Here is a 14,473-nt window from a genome sequence, read left to right on the forward strand (position 1 = left end):
TATCAATAAAACCTTTTAGCTCAACTTGGCCAAAGCTGCGGCAATACGTTTTATGGCCTCAATTAATTTTTCTTCGGATGCGGCATAGGATATGCGGATAGATTTTGGATCGCCGAATGAATCGCCGCCTACGGTGGCCACATGTGCTTCTTCCAATAAAAATATGCTCAACTCGTCGGCATCGTTAATAACTTTACCGTTGTAGCTTTTACCAAAAAACGAAGTTACGTTAGGGAAAAAGTAAAAAGCACCATCGGGCAGGTTAGTTTGCACGCCTGGTATTTTTGATAGTAAATCGTAAACAATACCGCGGCGTTTGCGGAAAGCTTCGCGCATTTCTAAAACGCTGGCTAAACCACCCTCATAAGCGGCAACACCTGCTTTTTGAGTGATAGAGCAGGTGCCCGAAGTAATTTGGCCCTGTAGCTTATCAAAAGCGGCAGCGGTTTCTTTACTTGATGCCGAGTAGCCAATTCTCCACCCGGTCATGGCGTATGATTTTGAGAAGCCGTTGATGATAACCACACGTTCTTTAATCGAATCAAACTGCGCGATAGATTCGTGCGCCTCAACAAAGTTGATGTGCTCGTATATCTCGTCGGATAAAATGTATATCTGCGGGTAACGCTCAAATACTTCAACCAGGCCGGCTAATTCTTGTTTGCTGTAAACACTGCCTGTAGGGTTACAAGGCGATGAAAACATAAACAACTTGGTTTTTGGCGTAATGGCCGCCTCTAATTGCGCAGGTGTTATTTTAAAGTTTTGCTCAACTGTGCTGTCTATAAAAACGCTTTTGCCTTCGGTTAGTTTAACAACTTCGCTGTATGATACCCAGTAAGGTGTAGGTATAATAACCTCTTCGCCGGGATTAACCAAACAAAGCAATGCGTTGGCAATGGCTTGTTTTGCACCTGTTGATACAACTATCTGGCTGGCATCGTAATCTAACCCATTCTCGGTTTTTAACTTTTTTGAAATAGCTGCGCGCAAATCAGGGTAACCGGCCACGGGTGTATAATAAGTAAAATTCTTATCCATAGCCTGCTTTGCAGCTTCCTTAATATACTCCGGGGTATGAAAATCCGGTTCACCAAAACTCAGGCTGATTACATCAACCCCTTTAGCTGAAAGCTCACGGCCCAGCTTTGCCATCTTAATTGTTGCCGATTCGGATAAGTTTTTTATCCTGTCGCTTAATACGTTCGTCATTGATTTTGTTGTTGTTGCTAGCAAATATAGAAAATTAGTTTGCTGCTGGTTACTCAATTTATTGTTAATTTTCCCTAAAAAAACCCATTTTTGCACCCTTATAATTACACGGCAAATTGCCATATCGGGTTTCGGTGAAATTTATAGCCGTAATTTTATATAAGTTTGCCATAAAACAAAACAACTTGCACCAACAACGAAAGATTATTCTGATTTCGCTAATAACCGGTATACTGCTCATGGCAGCAAAGTTTACCGCTTATTTTTTAACACAGTCCAATTTTATTTTAACCGATGCCGCCGAAAGCATAGTTAACGTGCTGGCCAGTGGCTTTGCGTTTTTTAGCATTTACCTTGCCGAGCGACCTAAAGATAGTAACCACCCATACGGGCATGGCAAGGTTGAGTTTTTTTCGGTTTTTGTGGAAGGGGTTTTAATTACCATAGCAGGCATAGCCATTATTACTAAAGCCGGTTACGGCATTTTTCATCCTAACGAAATACACAATATTTTATTGGGCGCAAGCATTATTGGCGTTACGGGCCTTATTAACGGGTTATTAGGTTGGTACCTGATAAAAAAAGGCAAAATACTTAACTCCATAACCTTAGACGCCGATGGCAGGCACTTAATTACCGATATGGTTACCAGTGCCGGTTTGGTTGTTGGCCTGGCTCTTATATTTTTCACCAAAATAACCGCGCTCGATAATATTTTATCAATTTTGGTGGGCGGCTTCATTATTTTCACCGGCTATAAACTTACCCGTAAAGCTATTGGCGGCTTAATGGATGAGGCCGATTTTAAAATTGTTGACCACGTAATTTCCGTTTTAAACGATAAACGCAAAGAAGAATGGATTGATGTGCATAACCTGCGCGCACAAAAATATGGCAACGAATTGCATATTGATTGCCACATAACGCTCCCTAACTATTTTGATTTAAACCGTGTACACCAGGAAGTACACTTAGTTGATGTGCTCATAAACGACCATGTGAGCATCAAAACCGAGTTATTTATCCACTCGGACCCCTGCGTGCCCGCCTGTTGCCACTATTGCAGTATGCCCAATTGCCCCATCCGCTCGGAAGCGAAAACAAAGGATATTGAGTGGACGATGGATAACGTTACCCGTAACAAAAAACACTTTGAATAATGGCTTTGTTTAATGTACGTGTTTATGGTTTGCTTGTTAATGATGAGCACCAAATACTCATTAGCGATGAAAAGGAGTACGGTATGCTTTTCTCCAAATTTCCGGGTGGCGGCTTAGAATATGGCGAGGGGCTTATTGATGGCCTAAAGCGAGAGTTTATGGAAGAGTGCAACATGCCAATTGAAGTTATTAAGCATTTTTACACTACCGATTACTTTGTAAAATCTCTATTTGGCGAAGCACAACTGATAAGTGTTTACTACCTTGTAAAAAACATTGCCCCCGTAAATTTGCCCATTAAAACCAAGCCCTTTGATTTTGATACCGAAGGCGAAGTTTTACAGGCTTTTAGATGGGCCAGCCTGGAGCACATTACACCCACCGATGTTACCTTCCCGATAGATAAGCACGTTGTTGAACTTTTAAATAAAGGATATGAATTTAGTTGAACGCGATTTAAAAGTAATATGGCACCCCTATACCCAAATGCAAACCGCCGCCCCGCCAATACCTATTGTAAAAGGCGAAGGCGTATTGTTGTTTGACGAAGATGGCAATACTTATATTGATGCAGTATCGTCATGGTGGGTAAACATACACGGGCACTCGCACCCTTATATTGCCGCCAAGGTTGCCGAGCAGTTAACCAAATTGGAGCACGTAATATTTGCAGGCTTTACGCACCAGGGCGCTGTTGAACTTGCCGAAAGGCTGCTTGCCATTTTGCCCGCCAACCAAAGCAAAGTATTTTACTCAGACAATGGCTCCACGGCTGTTGAGGTAGCCATAAAAATGTGCCTGCAATACTGGCACAACCAGGGGGCACCACGCACCAAAATACTGGCCTTTAAAAACGCCTACCATGGCGATACTTTTGGCGCTATGGCGGTAAGCGCGCGCAGTGCCTTTACCAATGTTTTTGAACAGTTATTGTTTGAGGTTGAGTTTATTGATTTGCCAAATGCCGGGAATATTGACCATCTCAAATCCCACATCTCAAACCTCAAACCTAATTTAGCTTGTTTTATTTTTGAGCCGCTGTTGCAAGGTTCGGGTGGGATGCTGATGTATGAGGCCCAATACCTGGATCAACTGATGGAGCATTGCCGCGCCGAAAACGTACTCACCATTGCCGACGAAGTGCTTACCGGCTTTGGCCGTACAGGCAAACGTTTTGCTTGCGACCATTTGCAACAGCAGCCCGATATCATGTGTTTCTCTAAGGGCTTAACGGGCGGCACCATGGCCCTCGGTTTAACCACCTGCACACAGGCCATATACGATGCCTTTTTATCTGCCGATAAACTAAAAACACTGTTTCATGGGCACTCGTTTACGGCTAACCCGGTAGCATGCGCCGCAGCATTAGCCAGCATGGATTTATTTTTATTGCCCGAAACTATGGCCAATATTAAACGGATAGAAGAGCGGCACAGCGCTTTCGGTTTAAAAATAAGCCATCACCCAAAGGTAAAAGAGTGCAGGCAAACGGGTACCATTATAGCTATTGAATGGGAAACGGGCGACCAGACTTCCTACTTTAGTAACCTTCGCGACAAGCTTTACCAGCACTTTTTGTCGCTTGGTATTATTTTGCGGCCGCTTGGCAATGTATTGTACATTTTACCTCCGTATTGCATTAGCAACAACCAACTGGACTATATTTACAGCCAAATTGAAGCCGCTTTAGCTGTTTTTTAAACCATTGATAATGAAAAATTTATTAGACAAGATAGTGGCAGATGGCCATTTGCACGCCCGTTGGCTCAATACGCTTTCGCTGATGGAAAACACCGGGGCCCGCAAAATATCGGCCAGCGAAGATACCGTTAACGTAACCTATATTATTTTAAAGCACGCTGCCGAAGAGCATCGCCACGCTTTTTACCTTAAAAAGCAAATAGAAAAAGTGGGCGAGGGTGTTTGCCCAACTTATGCACGGCAGTTTTTGTTGGCCCCGGCTCAAAGCAAATACTACCTCAATCAGCTTGATGTTGAAGTTTGCCGTTATTTAAAAAAAGAACTAAACCTGAGCGGAAGCAACTTGCGCTTTGCCGCCTATTTGCTGGTAACCTACGCCATTGAAGTACGTGCCGACGAGCTTTACCCCGTTTACCAGGATGCGCTGGACGCAGCAGGAAGCAAGGTAAATGTAAAATCGATTATACTGGAAGAAGAAGGGCATTTGGAAGAGATGATAAATCAGCTCAAAAACTTCTCGCCCGATTGGCAGCTTCACGCTGATAAAGCCGTTGTTATTGAAACCATTTTGTTTAACAATTGGTTGGCGGGCTTGGAGAAAGAAATTGGTGTGGTTGCAGATTAATGTAATTACTTGTCTGATTTTTTTTCTAATACTTTTTGAGCAGTTAAAGGGCAACACTCCTCTTTATTTGTATCAACTCCATAAAAAAAGCCGCCTTGTTTAATAACAAGGCGACTCTATCAAACTATCAAATCAAACGCTGTTTTATGGAAATACTACTCCATTATAATTAGCCACATTTACCTGCGGAACATTTGCAGAATACTGGCTATTAATTGCTTTAATAAATTCGTTAGCTACAATTGCATAACCACGAGGGGTTAAATGCACTCCATCTAACGAGAACACTCCACCGCTAATATAGCCCGATGTTAAGTTAACACCGTTAACCGTTAAACCGTTATTTTTAAGGTTTGTTAAAAAGGTAAAGGCATCAAAAACAGCCAAACCCTTTGCAGCCGCTACCGATTTAATGGTTGCGTTATACGAACTCACGTAATCTTTAACCAAAGCAACTTCGTTCGGGTCGAGGATATATTTTGAGTCGATAGGATTATTGGGATGCAAGCCATAAGGGTATGGGTTGGTTACGGCACCACTAACAGGGTCGGTGGTAGGTTTACCTAATAAAGCTGTCGGGAAGGTTAAGGTTACCAAATCGCTAGCTGTTGCGGCACGTACACCGTAAGTAGTTGCGGCCGCGTTGGTAGATGCAGTAATATAAATTGCTGCAGGTAATGGTGTTACACCAGCTTTTTGCGCAGCAGCTTGTGCACCTGCTAAAAGCAGGCCCGGGGTTACTGTAGTAAAGTATGGTATGGTTGTTACATCGGGTATAGTTGCGCAGGCTCCTTTTGCACCGGTTGCGGTTAACGAGTTAATGAGCAGGTTATAAAGTGACGCAAATGTAGCCTTATCTGTTAACGCATCGGCGCCGGTATAACCACCGCCACCACCGGTTGCGTAACCCAGTGCATCGTTATTACCCAACCAGTTAGTAAAAAATGTAAAAGGTTTAGTTGTAATAAAGCTCAAGTACGATGTATTTGTATTTGCAGGGGCAACACCGGGTAGTAAACGCTCAAAGTAAGGGTTTAAATTACCGTAGTAAGGTAACGTTATGTGCAATAATTTAATGCCGGGCACACCGTAGTTTTCAAGATTACCGGTGTACTTGGTAAAAAAAGTGGGGTCGCGATAAGCCAGATTAGTTGTTACAGCTGCGGTAATCGGGCTTCCGTTTGCATCAAAACCGGTTAATTTAATATAACCCGATCCGTTAGACTGCGCTGCGCTAAACAACGGCTGGCTAAAGCTGCCACCGCCAACAGCCTGCATTTGTGTGGCTATCATGCTCGGAAATGAGTTTTGCTGGCCAGCCAAATATAAACCGCCATCAGCATAGCCCGAAGTTAAGGAATTACCTACCGAAATATAGCGTGTAAAATCGGCAGTTCCGTGGTTAAAGTTAGGCGTATCTATTGATGGCTTGCAAGCGGCAAAAAATGCTGTTGCTGCCAGTATATATATGTAATTTTTAAAATTCTTCATATCTGTTTTAATTAATTTAGACTACCAGTGATAAACAAGCCCAAGGCCCGGAATAAATACATTGGTACGGAAGGTACCGGCCAATTGTGATTCGATGTTGGTTTGGTTGCGGCTGTTTACGTGCTCGTACTCAAAAGACATGTCGAGGTCTAAACCTGTTGTAACCTTTAAACCTAAACCAGCTGTTACATAGTAACGGTTAGCATCGGGTGCTTCGGGGGTTACATAACCATCTTGTACGGGGCTTATGCCGTAGCCTCCGCCAAAGCGTAAAGCAGTTTTGGTAGTTGCCTTGTACTCGGCACCGCCTCTAAAGGCAAAACCATCGCGGTAATCGCGCGGCGAACGGGTGTTTTGTAAAGCCGATGTGGTTGTGCTGTAAGTAAAATCTAACGATGTGTATGGTTTCCAATCAACATAGTTAATATCAACGGCTAAAGTCCATTTAGGTGTTGGATAAAAACCCAGGCCCAATGTCATGGTTGATGGTAACGGTATTGATGCAGCAAAAGTGCCGTTAGGGAAACTGGAAGCTAAACTTGCCGGAACGGTAAATGTGGTATTACCGGCGGTAATTTTGGTATCAACCTGCGAGCGGTAGGTTAAACCAACTGTCATCCCTATCTCGGTTTTGGCATATACACCCACATTCCAGCCGTAGCCGTGGCCGCTGCCTTTTAGGCGGGCTTGCCCGTCGGCTGCGCCGGCGCTAGCCAATGGTATAGCTTTGGTTAAATCAACATTGCCAATATCGTAAACAAAACCTGCTCCAATACTTAAATAGCTGGCTAATTTAACGCTAAGGGTTGGTTGTATATAAATAGCATTTAAGTTAAGGCTCTCTAATGCGTAACGGCCCTGCCAGGTATTACCCCAATCGGTTAAACCGCCAAAGGGTGTGTAAACACCAATACCTAGTTTCCATGGTGCCTGTTTTGGGCCCCAAACTGCGTAACCCGAAAATGGCGTGGCTATTTTATTGGCGTTGTGTACCTGCTGCGAAGAACCATCAGCTAAAAAAGTTGATTGGAATAACAGCGGACTAAAACCTCCTTGTATATAATTTTGGGGTAACATGGCAACTGCACCCGGATTAAAGACTACAGAAGCACCATCCTGCAGCAACGCTGCCCCTGTGTGCCCCATGCCAATTTGCTTTTCACCCAGCAAATTAACCTGGAAACCTTGCGCCATACCTAGAAATGGCAATAGCGTAAGCCCGATTAGTAATATTCTTCTCATAATTTTTAGTTTATATCCCCTTTTGCAAGGGTGAAAATTGGTTTTATTATGCAAACATAACCATTAAAAGCATTTTTGCTATGTTAGCATAGTAAAAAAAATCATTATTATATTTCAGAATGCCGAAACCCATTATTCATTGTATTAAAAGCAATAAAAGGCCGCTTTTTTTTAAAATCTCTAAACACAGTTATCCACAAGTTAAAAATCAGATTATGTGCATAAAATATTAAATCGTGGTTTTTATTATCGTTATTAAAATGTATTTTTGCAACCCGTAAATAGCCTTTGTTTATCAAAGAATTATTAATATAAAAAAAGAATTACCCAAAAAATAGTATGCCAAACATTGGAAAAATATCGCAAATCATTGGTCCGGTAGTTGACGTAAGCTTTGCTGACGATGCTGAACTTCCACGTATTTTTGATGCATTAGAGATCACAAAAGACAACGGACAAAAAATTGTTCTTGAGGTTCAACAACATTTAGGCGAAGACCGCGTGCGGGCTATCGCGATGGATTCGACAGACGGATTACTGCGCGGAATGCCCGTAGTAGATACCAAATCGCCTATCAGAATGCCTGTTGGCGATCAAATTAAAGGTCGTTTGTTAAATGTTGTAGGCGAGGCTATTGATGGTATTGACAAGTTAGATAACACAGCAGGTGCCCCTATCCACGCTAAACCTCCGCGTTTTGACCAGTTATCAACCGAAACCGAAGTATTATTTACAGGTATTAAGGTGATAGACTTAATTGAGCCCTATGCAAAAGGTGGTAAAATTGGGTTGTTTGGTGGTGCCGGTGTAGGTAAAACCGTATTAATTATGGAACTGGTAAACAACATTGCTAAGGCATATGCCGGTTTATCGGTATTTGCAGGTGTTGGTGAGCGTACCCGCGAAGGAAACGACTTGTTGCGCGAGTTTATCGAATCGAACGTAATTAACTACGGCGATGCTTTCAAACACTCGATGGAAGAAGGCGGCTGGGATTTAACAGTTGTTGATAAAGAAAAATTAAAAGAATCGAAAGCTACTTTGGTTTTCGGCCAAATGAACGAGCCTCCTGGTGCACGTGCACGTGTTGCCTTATCGGGCTTAACCGTTGCCGAATACTATCGTGATGGTGACGGCGAAGGACAAGGAAAAGATATCCTTTTCTTTGTGGATAACATCTTCAGGTTTACACAGGCAGGTGCCGAAGTATCGGCGTTATTAGGCCGTATGCCGTCGGCGGTAGGTTACCAGCCAACACTGGCTACCGAAATGGGTTTGATGCAAGAGCGTATCACATCAACCAAACGCGGTTCAATTACATCGGTACAAGCGGTTTACGTACCCGCTGATGATTTAACCGACCCTGCACCGGCAACAACATTTGCCCACTTAGATGCCACTACTTCGTTATCGCGTAAAATTGCCGAGTTAGGTATTTACCCTGCGGTTGACCCTCTGGATTCAACTTCACGCATCCTGAGTGCTGCCATTTTAGGCGACGAGCATTACAATACCGCTCAACGTGTTAAAGAAATTTTACAACGCTACAAAGAGCTGCAAGATATTATTGCCATTTTAGGTATGGACGAATTATCTGAAGAGGATAAATTAACCGTAACCCGTGCACGCCGTGTACAACGTTTCTTATCACAACCATTCCACGTGGCCGAGCAGTTTACAGGCTTAAAAGGTGTATTGGTTGATATTAAAGACACCATTAAGGGCTTTAACATGATAATGGACGGCGAAGTTGATGAGTACCCCGAAGCTGCATTTAACCTTGTAGGTACCATTGAAGACGCTATTGAAAAAGGTAAAAAATTATTAGCGGAAGCAAATAATTAAATATGCAAATGAGGGAATGTGCAGATGTGCAAATTCCCTCATTTATATAATTAACAAATAAATAATTCATCTGCATATTTGCACATCTGCACATTTGCACATCGAAAACAAATGAATTTAGAAATACTTACTCCCGATAAAAAAGTGTTTGAAGGCGAAGTTAAGTCGGTAACCGTACCGGGCACAATGGGCTCATTCGAAATATTGAATAACCACGCTCCTATCATCTCGACTCTGGACGACGGTAAGCTAATTGTACGCTCAGGCGGTAAAGAAGAAATTTACCTGATAAAAGGCGGCGTTGTTGAAGTACTGAACAACAAAGTAATGGTATTAGCCGAAGGTATTACCCACAGGTAACAAACCACATACATACTTTTAAAAAAGCCTCACAATACCTGGCTGTTGCGAGGCTTTTTTATGGCCCAAAATTTTCAATTTTTGCAAGCACACAAGCCATTTTAGGCAGAATTTTATGTTTTTATACCAATTACACTTTCGGTATACTGTATACCGAAACTAACTTTGGTATACAGTATACCATCTATAATTTTCATATAGCGGTTTTTACAGAATAAAATACGTAAATTAAACCAAAAACAAAATTATATACTAATTTCAAAAATATTGCGTTCCCTATTGCAGCAATACAAGTAAGTATTTAACTTACAGATATAGAATTACAACCAACTAATGCACCAAAAACCCATACAACAAACCAGCATTTTAAGCACTTATATTTTGAGTGTGGTAAACAGCGTGCTGCCCGGTATTCTGGGTATTCAAATTTTGCTGGTGCTACTGGCAGTAACTACAGGGGATAAGCGTTTTAACCAATAATAAACAAAATATAAACTAAACGCCTTCCCCACCAAAATAGAGAAGGCTTTTTTTTGTAACAAAAAATTTTATACATCTATAATATATGAGTTTGACAGCAGATAACACTCAGGATACAGAATTGAACAAGTACAGCAAAATACTAACGCAAGACCCTACCCAGCCTGCCGCCCAGGCCATGCTTTACGGCATTGGCTTAACCGAAGACGATTTAAAAAAGGCCCAGGTAGGTATTGCAAGCATGGGTTACGATGGTAACACCTGCAACATGCACCTTAACGATTTAGCTGCAATTGTAAAAAAAGGCGTTTGGGATGTTGATATGGTGGGCCTGATATTTAACACCATTGGCGTAAGCGATGGCATGAGCAACGGTACCGAAGGTATGCGCTACTCGTTAGTGAGCCGCGATGTAATTGCCGATTCGATAGAGGCAGTTTGCGGCGCACAGTATTACGACGGCCTTATTGCCCTGCCCGGTTGCGATAAAAACATGCCCGGCACTATTATGGCAATGGGCAGGTTAAACCGCCCCTCAATTATGGTTTACGGTGGCACCATTAAACCGGGCCATTACCAGGGCGAAGACCTCAATATAGTTTCGGCATTTGAGGCACTTGGTAAAAAAATTGCCGGCCAGTTAAGCGACTTTGATTTTAAAGAAATTATAAAAAATGCTTGCCCAAGCGCCGGTGCCTGCGGTGGTATTTATACTGCCAATACTATGGCCGCCGCTATTGAGGCTTTGGGCATGAGCTTGCCCTACTCATCATCTAATCCCGCTTTAAGCGATGATAAAAAAGCCGAATGCCTTGCAGCCGGAGCAGCGATAAAAATATTATTGGAAAAGGATATTAAACCGAGCGACATTATGACGCGCGAAGCCTTTGAAAACGCCATTGTTACCATTATGGTTTTGGGCGGCTCAACCAATGCGGTATTGCACTTAATTGCGATGGCTAAAAGTGTTGATGTTAAATTAACCCAGGACGATTTCCAGTCGGTAAGTAACCGTATCCCGGTTTTGGCAGATATGAAGCCAAGTGGTAAATACATGATGGAAGACCTGCACAAAGTAGGTGGCGTACCGGCGGTAATGAAATACTTGTTAAAACAAGGCTGGCTAGATGGTTCTTGCTTAACCGTTACCGGTAAAACAATTGCCGAAAACCTGGAATCAGTTCCGGAATTTGATTTTAATACTCAAAAAGTTATTTGGCCTGTTGAAGCTCCTGTAAAAGCTACCGGCCACTTACAAATATTGTACGGAAACTTAGCCGAAGGTGGCAGTGTTGCTAAAATAAGCGGTAAAGAAGGCACGCACTTTGAAGGCCCAGCCCGCGTATTTGATGGCGAATTTGAACTGATAGCCGGTATCCAAAGCGGTAAAGTTAAGGCCGGCGATGTGGTGGTTATTAAAAACGTTGGCCCTAAAGGCGCACCGGGCATGCCCGAAATGCTTAAACCAACGTCGGCAATATTTGGTGCGGGTTTAGGTAGTTCGGTAGCTTTAATTACCGATGGCCGTTTCTCGGGCGGTACACACGGTTTTGTGGTAGGCCACATCACACCCGAGTGTTTTGATGGTGGTTTGTTGGGCCTGGTTAACGATGATGATAAAATTATTATTGATGCCACTACAAACAGCATTAATTTATTGGTAAGCGACGAGGAAATTGCTGCACGCCGTGCGGCCTGGGTTCAGCCAAAGCTCCGAGTCACCAAAGGATTGTTATACAAATACGCAAAATCTGTAAGCACAGCCGCCGAAGGTTGTGTTACCGACGAAGCCCCCTAACCCCCTGAAGGGGGAACGAATAGGCGAGGCATTAACAGAGAAATTGAGAAAAAACAAAAATTAAACAATATTAAATCAAAAAGTCTTCCCTGCCGGGGGAGATTTAGAGGGGGCCCACATGGAACTTACACAGGAATTAGTAATTGAACCGCAGAAAAAAGAAACCGTTAACGTTTCTGGTTCGGTAGCTTTATTGGAAGCACTGATAGCCGAAGGTACCGAAACTATTTTTGGCTACCCGGGTGGTGCCATAATGCCTATTTATGATGCCTTGTACGATTATAACGACCGCCTTAACCATATACTGGTTAGGCATGAGCAAGGCGGTATACACGCCGGCCAGGGTTATGCGCGTTCATCTGGCAAGGTTGGGGTGGTTTTTGCAACCAGCGGGCCGGGCGCAACCAATTTAATTACAGGCTTGGCCGATGCGCAAATAGACAGCACGCCTTTAGTATGCATCACCGGGCAGGTATTTGCCCACCTTTTAGGTACCGATGCCTTCCAGGAAACTGATGTGATTAACATTACCACCCCGGTTACCAAATGGAACTACCAGGTAACCGATGCCAACGAAATTCCGGAAGTAATTGCCAAAGCATTTTACATCGCGAAAAGCGGACGCCCGGGCCCGGTTTTGATTGACATTACCAAAAACGCCCAAATACAAAAGTTTGATTTTGAAGGGTATGTTAAATGTAACCATATCCGCAGCTATCGCCCAAAACCAATTGTAAGGCATACCTACATTGAGCAAGCTGCGGCATTAATTAACAATGCTAAAAAACCTTTCATCCTTTTTGGGCAAGGTGTTTTGTTGGGCAGTGCCGAGCAAGAGTTTAAAACCTTTGTAGAAAAAAGCGGCATCCCGGCAGCATGGACTATTTTAGGCGCAGGTGCTATACCAACAGATCATCCTTTAAATGTAGGCATGTTGGGTATGCACGGCAATTACGGCCCTAACGTTTTAACTAACGAGTGCGATGTATTAATTGCCATAGGTATGCGTTTTGACGACCGGGTAACCGGCCGTTTAGATAAATATGCCCGGCAGGCACAAGTTATCCACCTGGATATTGACCCGGCCGAGATTGATAAAAATGTAAAATCAACCGTTCCGGTTTGGGGCGATTGTAAAGAAACCCTGCCCCTTTTAACCAAATTGGTTGAAGCCAAACAACATACCGAATGGTTGGCTTTATTTAACGATTATACCCGCAAAGAAGTTGAAGCCGTAATACATAAGGAATTAAACCCCGAAAGCGGTGAGATGACTATGGGTGAAGTGATAAACCAACTTAACGAAATAACAAAAGGCGAAGCCATTATTGTTACCGATGTTGGCCAGCACCAAATGGTGGCCTGCCGTTATGCCAAGTTGAACAATACCCGCAGCAATATTACCAGCGGTGGTTTAGGCACAATGGGTTTTGCCCTGCCTGCTGCTATTGGTGCCAAGTTTGGCGCACAGGACAAAACAGTTGTTGCCATTATTGGCGATGGCGGCGTGCAAATGACGATACAAGAACTGGGCACCATTATGCAAAGCGGTGTTGACGTGAAGATCATCATTTTAAATAACCGCTTTTTAGGTATGGTTAGGCAATGGCAAGAGTTATTTAACGAACGCAGGTACTCGTTTGTTGATATACAAAGCCCCGATTTTGTGGCCGTTGCAGCAGCCTACCGCATTGCCGGTAAACGTATTGACGAGCGCGAACAATTGATACCTGCATTAACCGAAATGCTGAACAACAAAGGCTCTTTCCTTTTAGAGGTGATGGTTACTAAAGAAAACAACGTATTCCCGATGGTGCCGCAAGGTTGCAGTGTGAGTGAAATACGTTTGAAGTAGAATCAAGAAGTTAGAATCAGGAACCAAGACAACACAGCAACAGCCATGAGCGAGCAATTAACAGACAAACAGGAATATAACATAACGGTTTACACCGAAAACCAGATAGGCTTACTTAACCGTATAGCCATCATTTTCACCCGTCGTAAAATAAATATCGATAGTTTAAATACTTCTCCATCAGAAATTGAGAGTATCCATCGTTTTAACATCGTGATAACCGAATCGGAAGATGTGGTGCGCAAGCTTTGCCGCCAAATTGAAAAACAGGTTGAAGTATTAAAAGTGTATTACCATACCAATGCCGATGTGATTTGGCAAGAACTGGCACTATACAAGGTATCAACCGACATTATTGCCGAAAAGGTTAGCGTTGAGCGTTTATTACGCGAAAACGGTGCCCGCGCGGTAGTTATCCGCAAAGACTACACCGTGTTTGAAACAACCGGCCACCGCGAAGAAACCGATCAATTAATAAAAATTCTTCAACCTTTTGGCCTGATAGAATTTGTGCGCAGCGCCCGTGTGGCTATTATTAAAGATAGCGAAGGCTTTAACAGTAAGCTGCGCGAGTTTGAGCGTTTGGAACCGGGCGAAGACGTTTACGAAAACGAATATTTGAATAAAGGCGAGAAAGTATTTACGATGTAGAGTTGAACCAGAGTAGAGAATTAAGACTCAGGAGGCAAGAAAAAAACATCAAT

Annotated in this window: 13 protein-coding genes; 10 read left to right on the plus strand and 3 right to left on the minus strand. The window is 43.1% G+C overall.

Annotated features, from left to right (window positions below; genetic code table 11):
• Positions 1-15: 15 nt before the first annotated feature.
• The gene (locus BDD43_RS25655; protein ID WP_211339733.1) at positions 16-1,212 is read right to left on the minus strand and encodes a pyridoxal phosphate-dependent aminotransferase; all 1,197 of its coding nucleotides are present in this window, start codon (positions 1,210-1,212) and stop codon (positions 16-18) included.
• Positions 1,213-1,397: 185 nt separating this feature from the next.
• On the opposite strand from BDD43_RS25655, the gene BDD43_RS25660 reads away from it, so the two are divergent.
• From BDD43_RS25660 to BDD43_RS25675, 4 genes are read left to right on the plus strand one after another with little or no spacing between them, the layout of a single operon-like run.
• Positions 1,398-2,372, plus strand: coding sequence for a cation diffusion facilitator family transporter (locus BDD43_RS25660; protein ID WP_121202126.1), 975 nt, complete (start codon positions 1,398-1,400; stop codon positions 2,370-2,372).
• Positions 2,372-2,821 (plus strand): NUDIX domain-containing protein, encoded by a 450-nt coding sequence (locus BDD43_RS25665; RefSeq protein ID WP_121201034.1) that lies wholly within the window; start codon positions 2,372-2,374, stop codon positions 2,819-2,821. The genes BDD43_RS25660 and BDD43_RS25665 overlap by 1 nt, the downstream gene beginning before the upstream one ends.
• Positions 2,808-4,073 (plus strand): adenosylmethionine--8-amino-7-oxononanoate transaminase, encoded by a 1,266-nt coding sequence (gene bioA / locus BDD43_RS25670; protein ID WP_121201036.1) that lies wholly within the window; start codon positions 2,808-2,810, stop codon positions 4,071-4,073. Before BDD43_RS25665 ends, bioA begins: the two co-directional genes overlap by 14 nt.
• Positions 4,074-4,083: 10 nt before the next feature.
• Positions 4,084-4,698 carry a hypothetical protein gene (locus tag BDD43_RS25675; RefSeq protein ID WP_121201038.1) on the plus strand — a complete coding sequence of 205 codons (615 nt, stop codon included), beginning with the start codon at positions 4,084-4,086 and terminating at the stop codon, positions 4,696-4,698.
• A gap of 144 nt (positions 4,699-4,842) precedes the next feature.
• Here BDD43_RS25675 and BDD43_RS25680 read toward each other — a convergent pair whose 3' ends face one another.
• Both BDD43_RS25680 and BDD43_RS25685 read right to left on the minus strand, forming a co-directional pair.
• The gene (locus tag BDD43_RS25680) at positions 4,843-6,189 is read right to left on the minus strand and encodes an SGNH/GDSL hydrolase family protein (protein ID WP_121201040.1); all 1,347 of its coding nucleotides are present in this window, start codon (positions 6,187-6,189) and stop codon (positions 4,843-4,845) included.
• Between the two features lie 21 nt (positions 6,190-6,210).
• The gene (locus BDD43_RS25685) at positions 6,211-7,431 is read right to left on the minus strand and encodes an OmpP1/FadL family transporter (RefSeq protein WP_121201041.1); all 1,221 of its coding nucleotides are present in this window, start codon (positions 7,429-7,431) and stop codon (positions 6,211-6,213) included.
• A 339-nt stretch (positions 7,432-7,770) separates the two neighbouring features.
• Between BDD43_RS25685 and atpD the strand changes: the two genes are divergently transcribed.
• The 6 genes from atpD (at position 7,771) to ilvN (ending at position 14,420) form a co-directional block, all read left to right on the plus strand.
• Entirely contained in the window at positions 7,771-9,276 is a 1,506-nt protein-coding gene (atpD, locus tag BDD43_RS25695; RefSeq protein WP_121201045.1) for a F0F1 ATP synthase subunit beta, read from the plus strand.
• Between the two features lie 111 nt (positions 9,277-9,387).
• Positions 9,388-9,636, plus strand: coding sequence for an ATP synthase F1 subunit epsilon (gene atpC, locus BDD43_RS25700; protein ID WP_121201047.1), 249 nt, complete (start codon positions 9,388-9,390; stop codon positions 9,634-9,636).
• 333 nt (positions 9,637-9,969) lie between these two features.
• On the plus strand, positions 9,970-10,116 hold the full coding sequence (locus tag BDD43_RS30265; RefSeq protein ID WP_162847167.1) for a hypothetical protein: 147 nt from the start codon (positions 9,970-9,972) through the stop codon (positions 10,114-10,116).
• 85 nt (positions 10,117-10,201) lie between these two features.
• Positions 10,202-11,914, plus strand: a complete 1,713-nt coding sequence (gene ilvD / locus BDD43_RS25705; RefSeq protein WP_121201048.1) for a dihydroxy-acid dehydratase — start codon at positions 10,202-10,204, stop codon at positions 11,912-11,914.
• 118 nt (positions 11,915-12,032) lie between these two features.
• Positions 12,033-13,769, plus strand: coding sequence for a biosynthetic-type acetolactate synthase large subunit (gene ilvB / locus BDD43_RS25710; RefSeq protein WP_121201050.1), 1,737 nt, complete (start codon positions 12,033-12,035; stop codon positions 13,767-13,769).
• A gap of 45 nt (positions 13,770-13,814) precedes the next feature.
• Complete coding sequence (ilvN, locus tag BDD43_RS25715) at positions 13,815-14,420, plus strand: acetolactate synthase small subunit (protein WP_121201052.1); 606 nt, start codon at positions 13,815-13,817, stop codon at positions 14,418-14,420.
• The last annotated feature ends 53 nt before the right edge of the window (positions 14,421-14,473 follow it).

This window comes from Mucilaginibacter gracilis (genome assembly GCF_003633615.1).
In the GTDB taxonomy this organism is placed as follows: domain Bacteria; phylum Bacteroidota; class Bacteroidia; order Sphingobacteriales; family Sphingobacteriaceae; genus Mucilaginibacter; species Mucilaginibacter gracilis.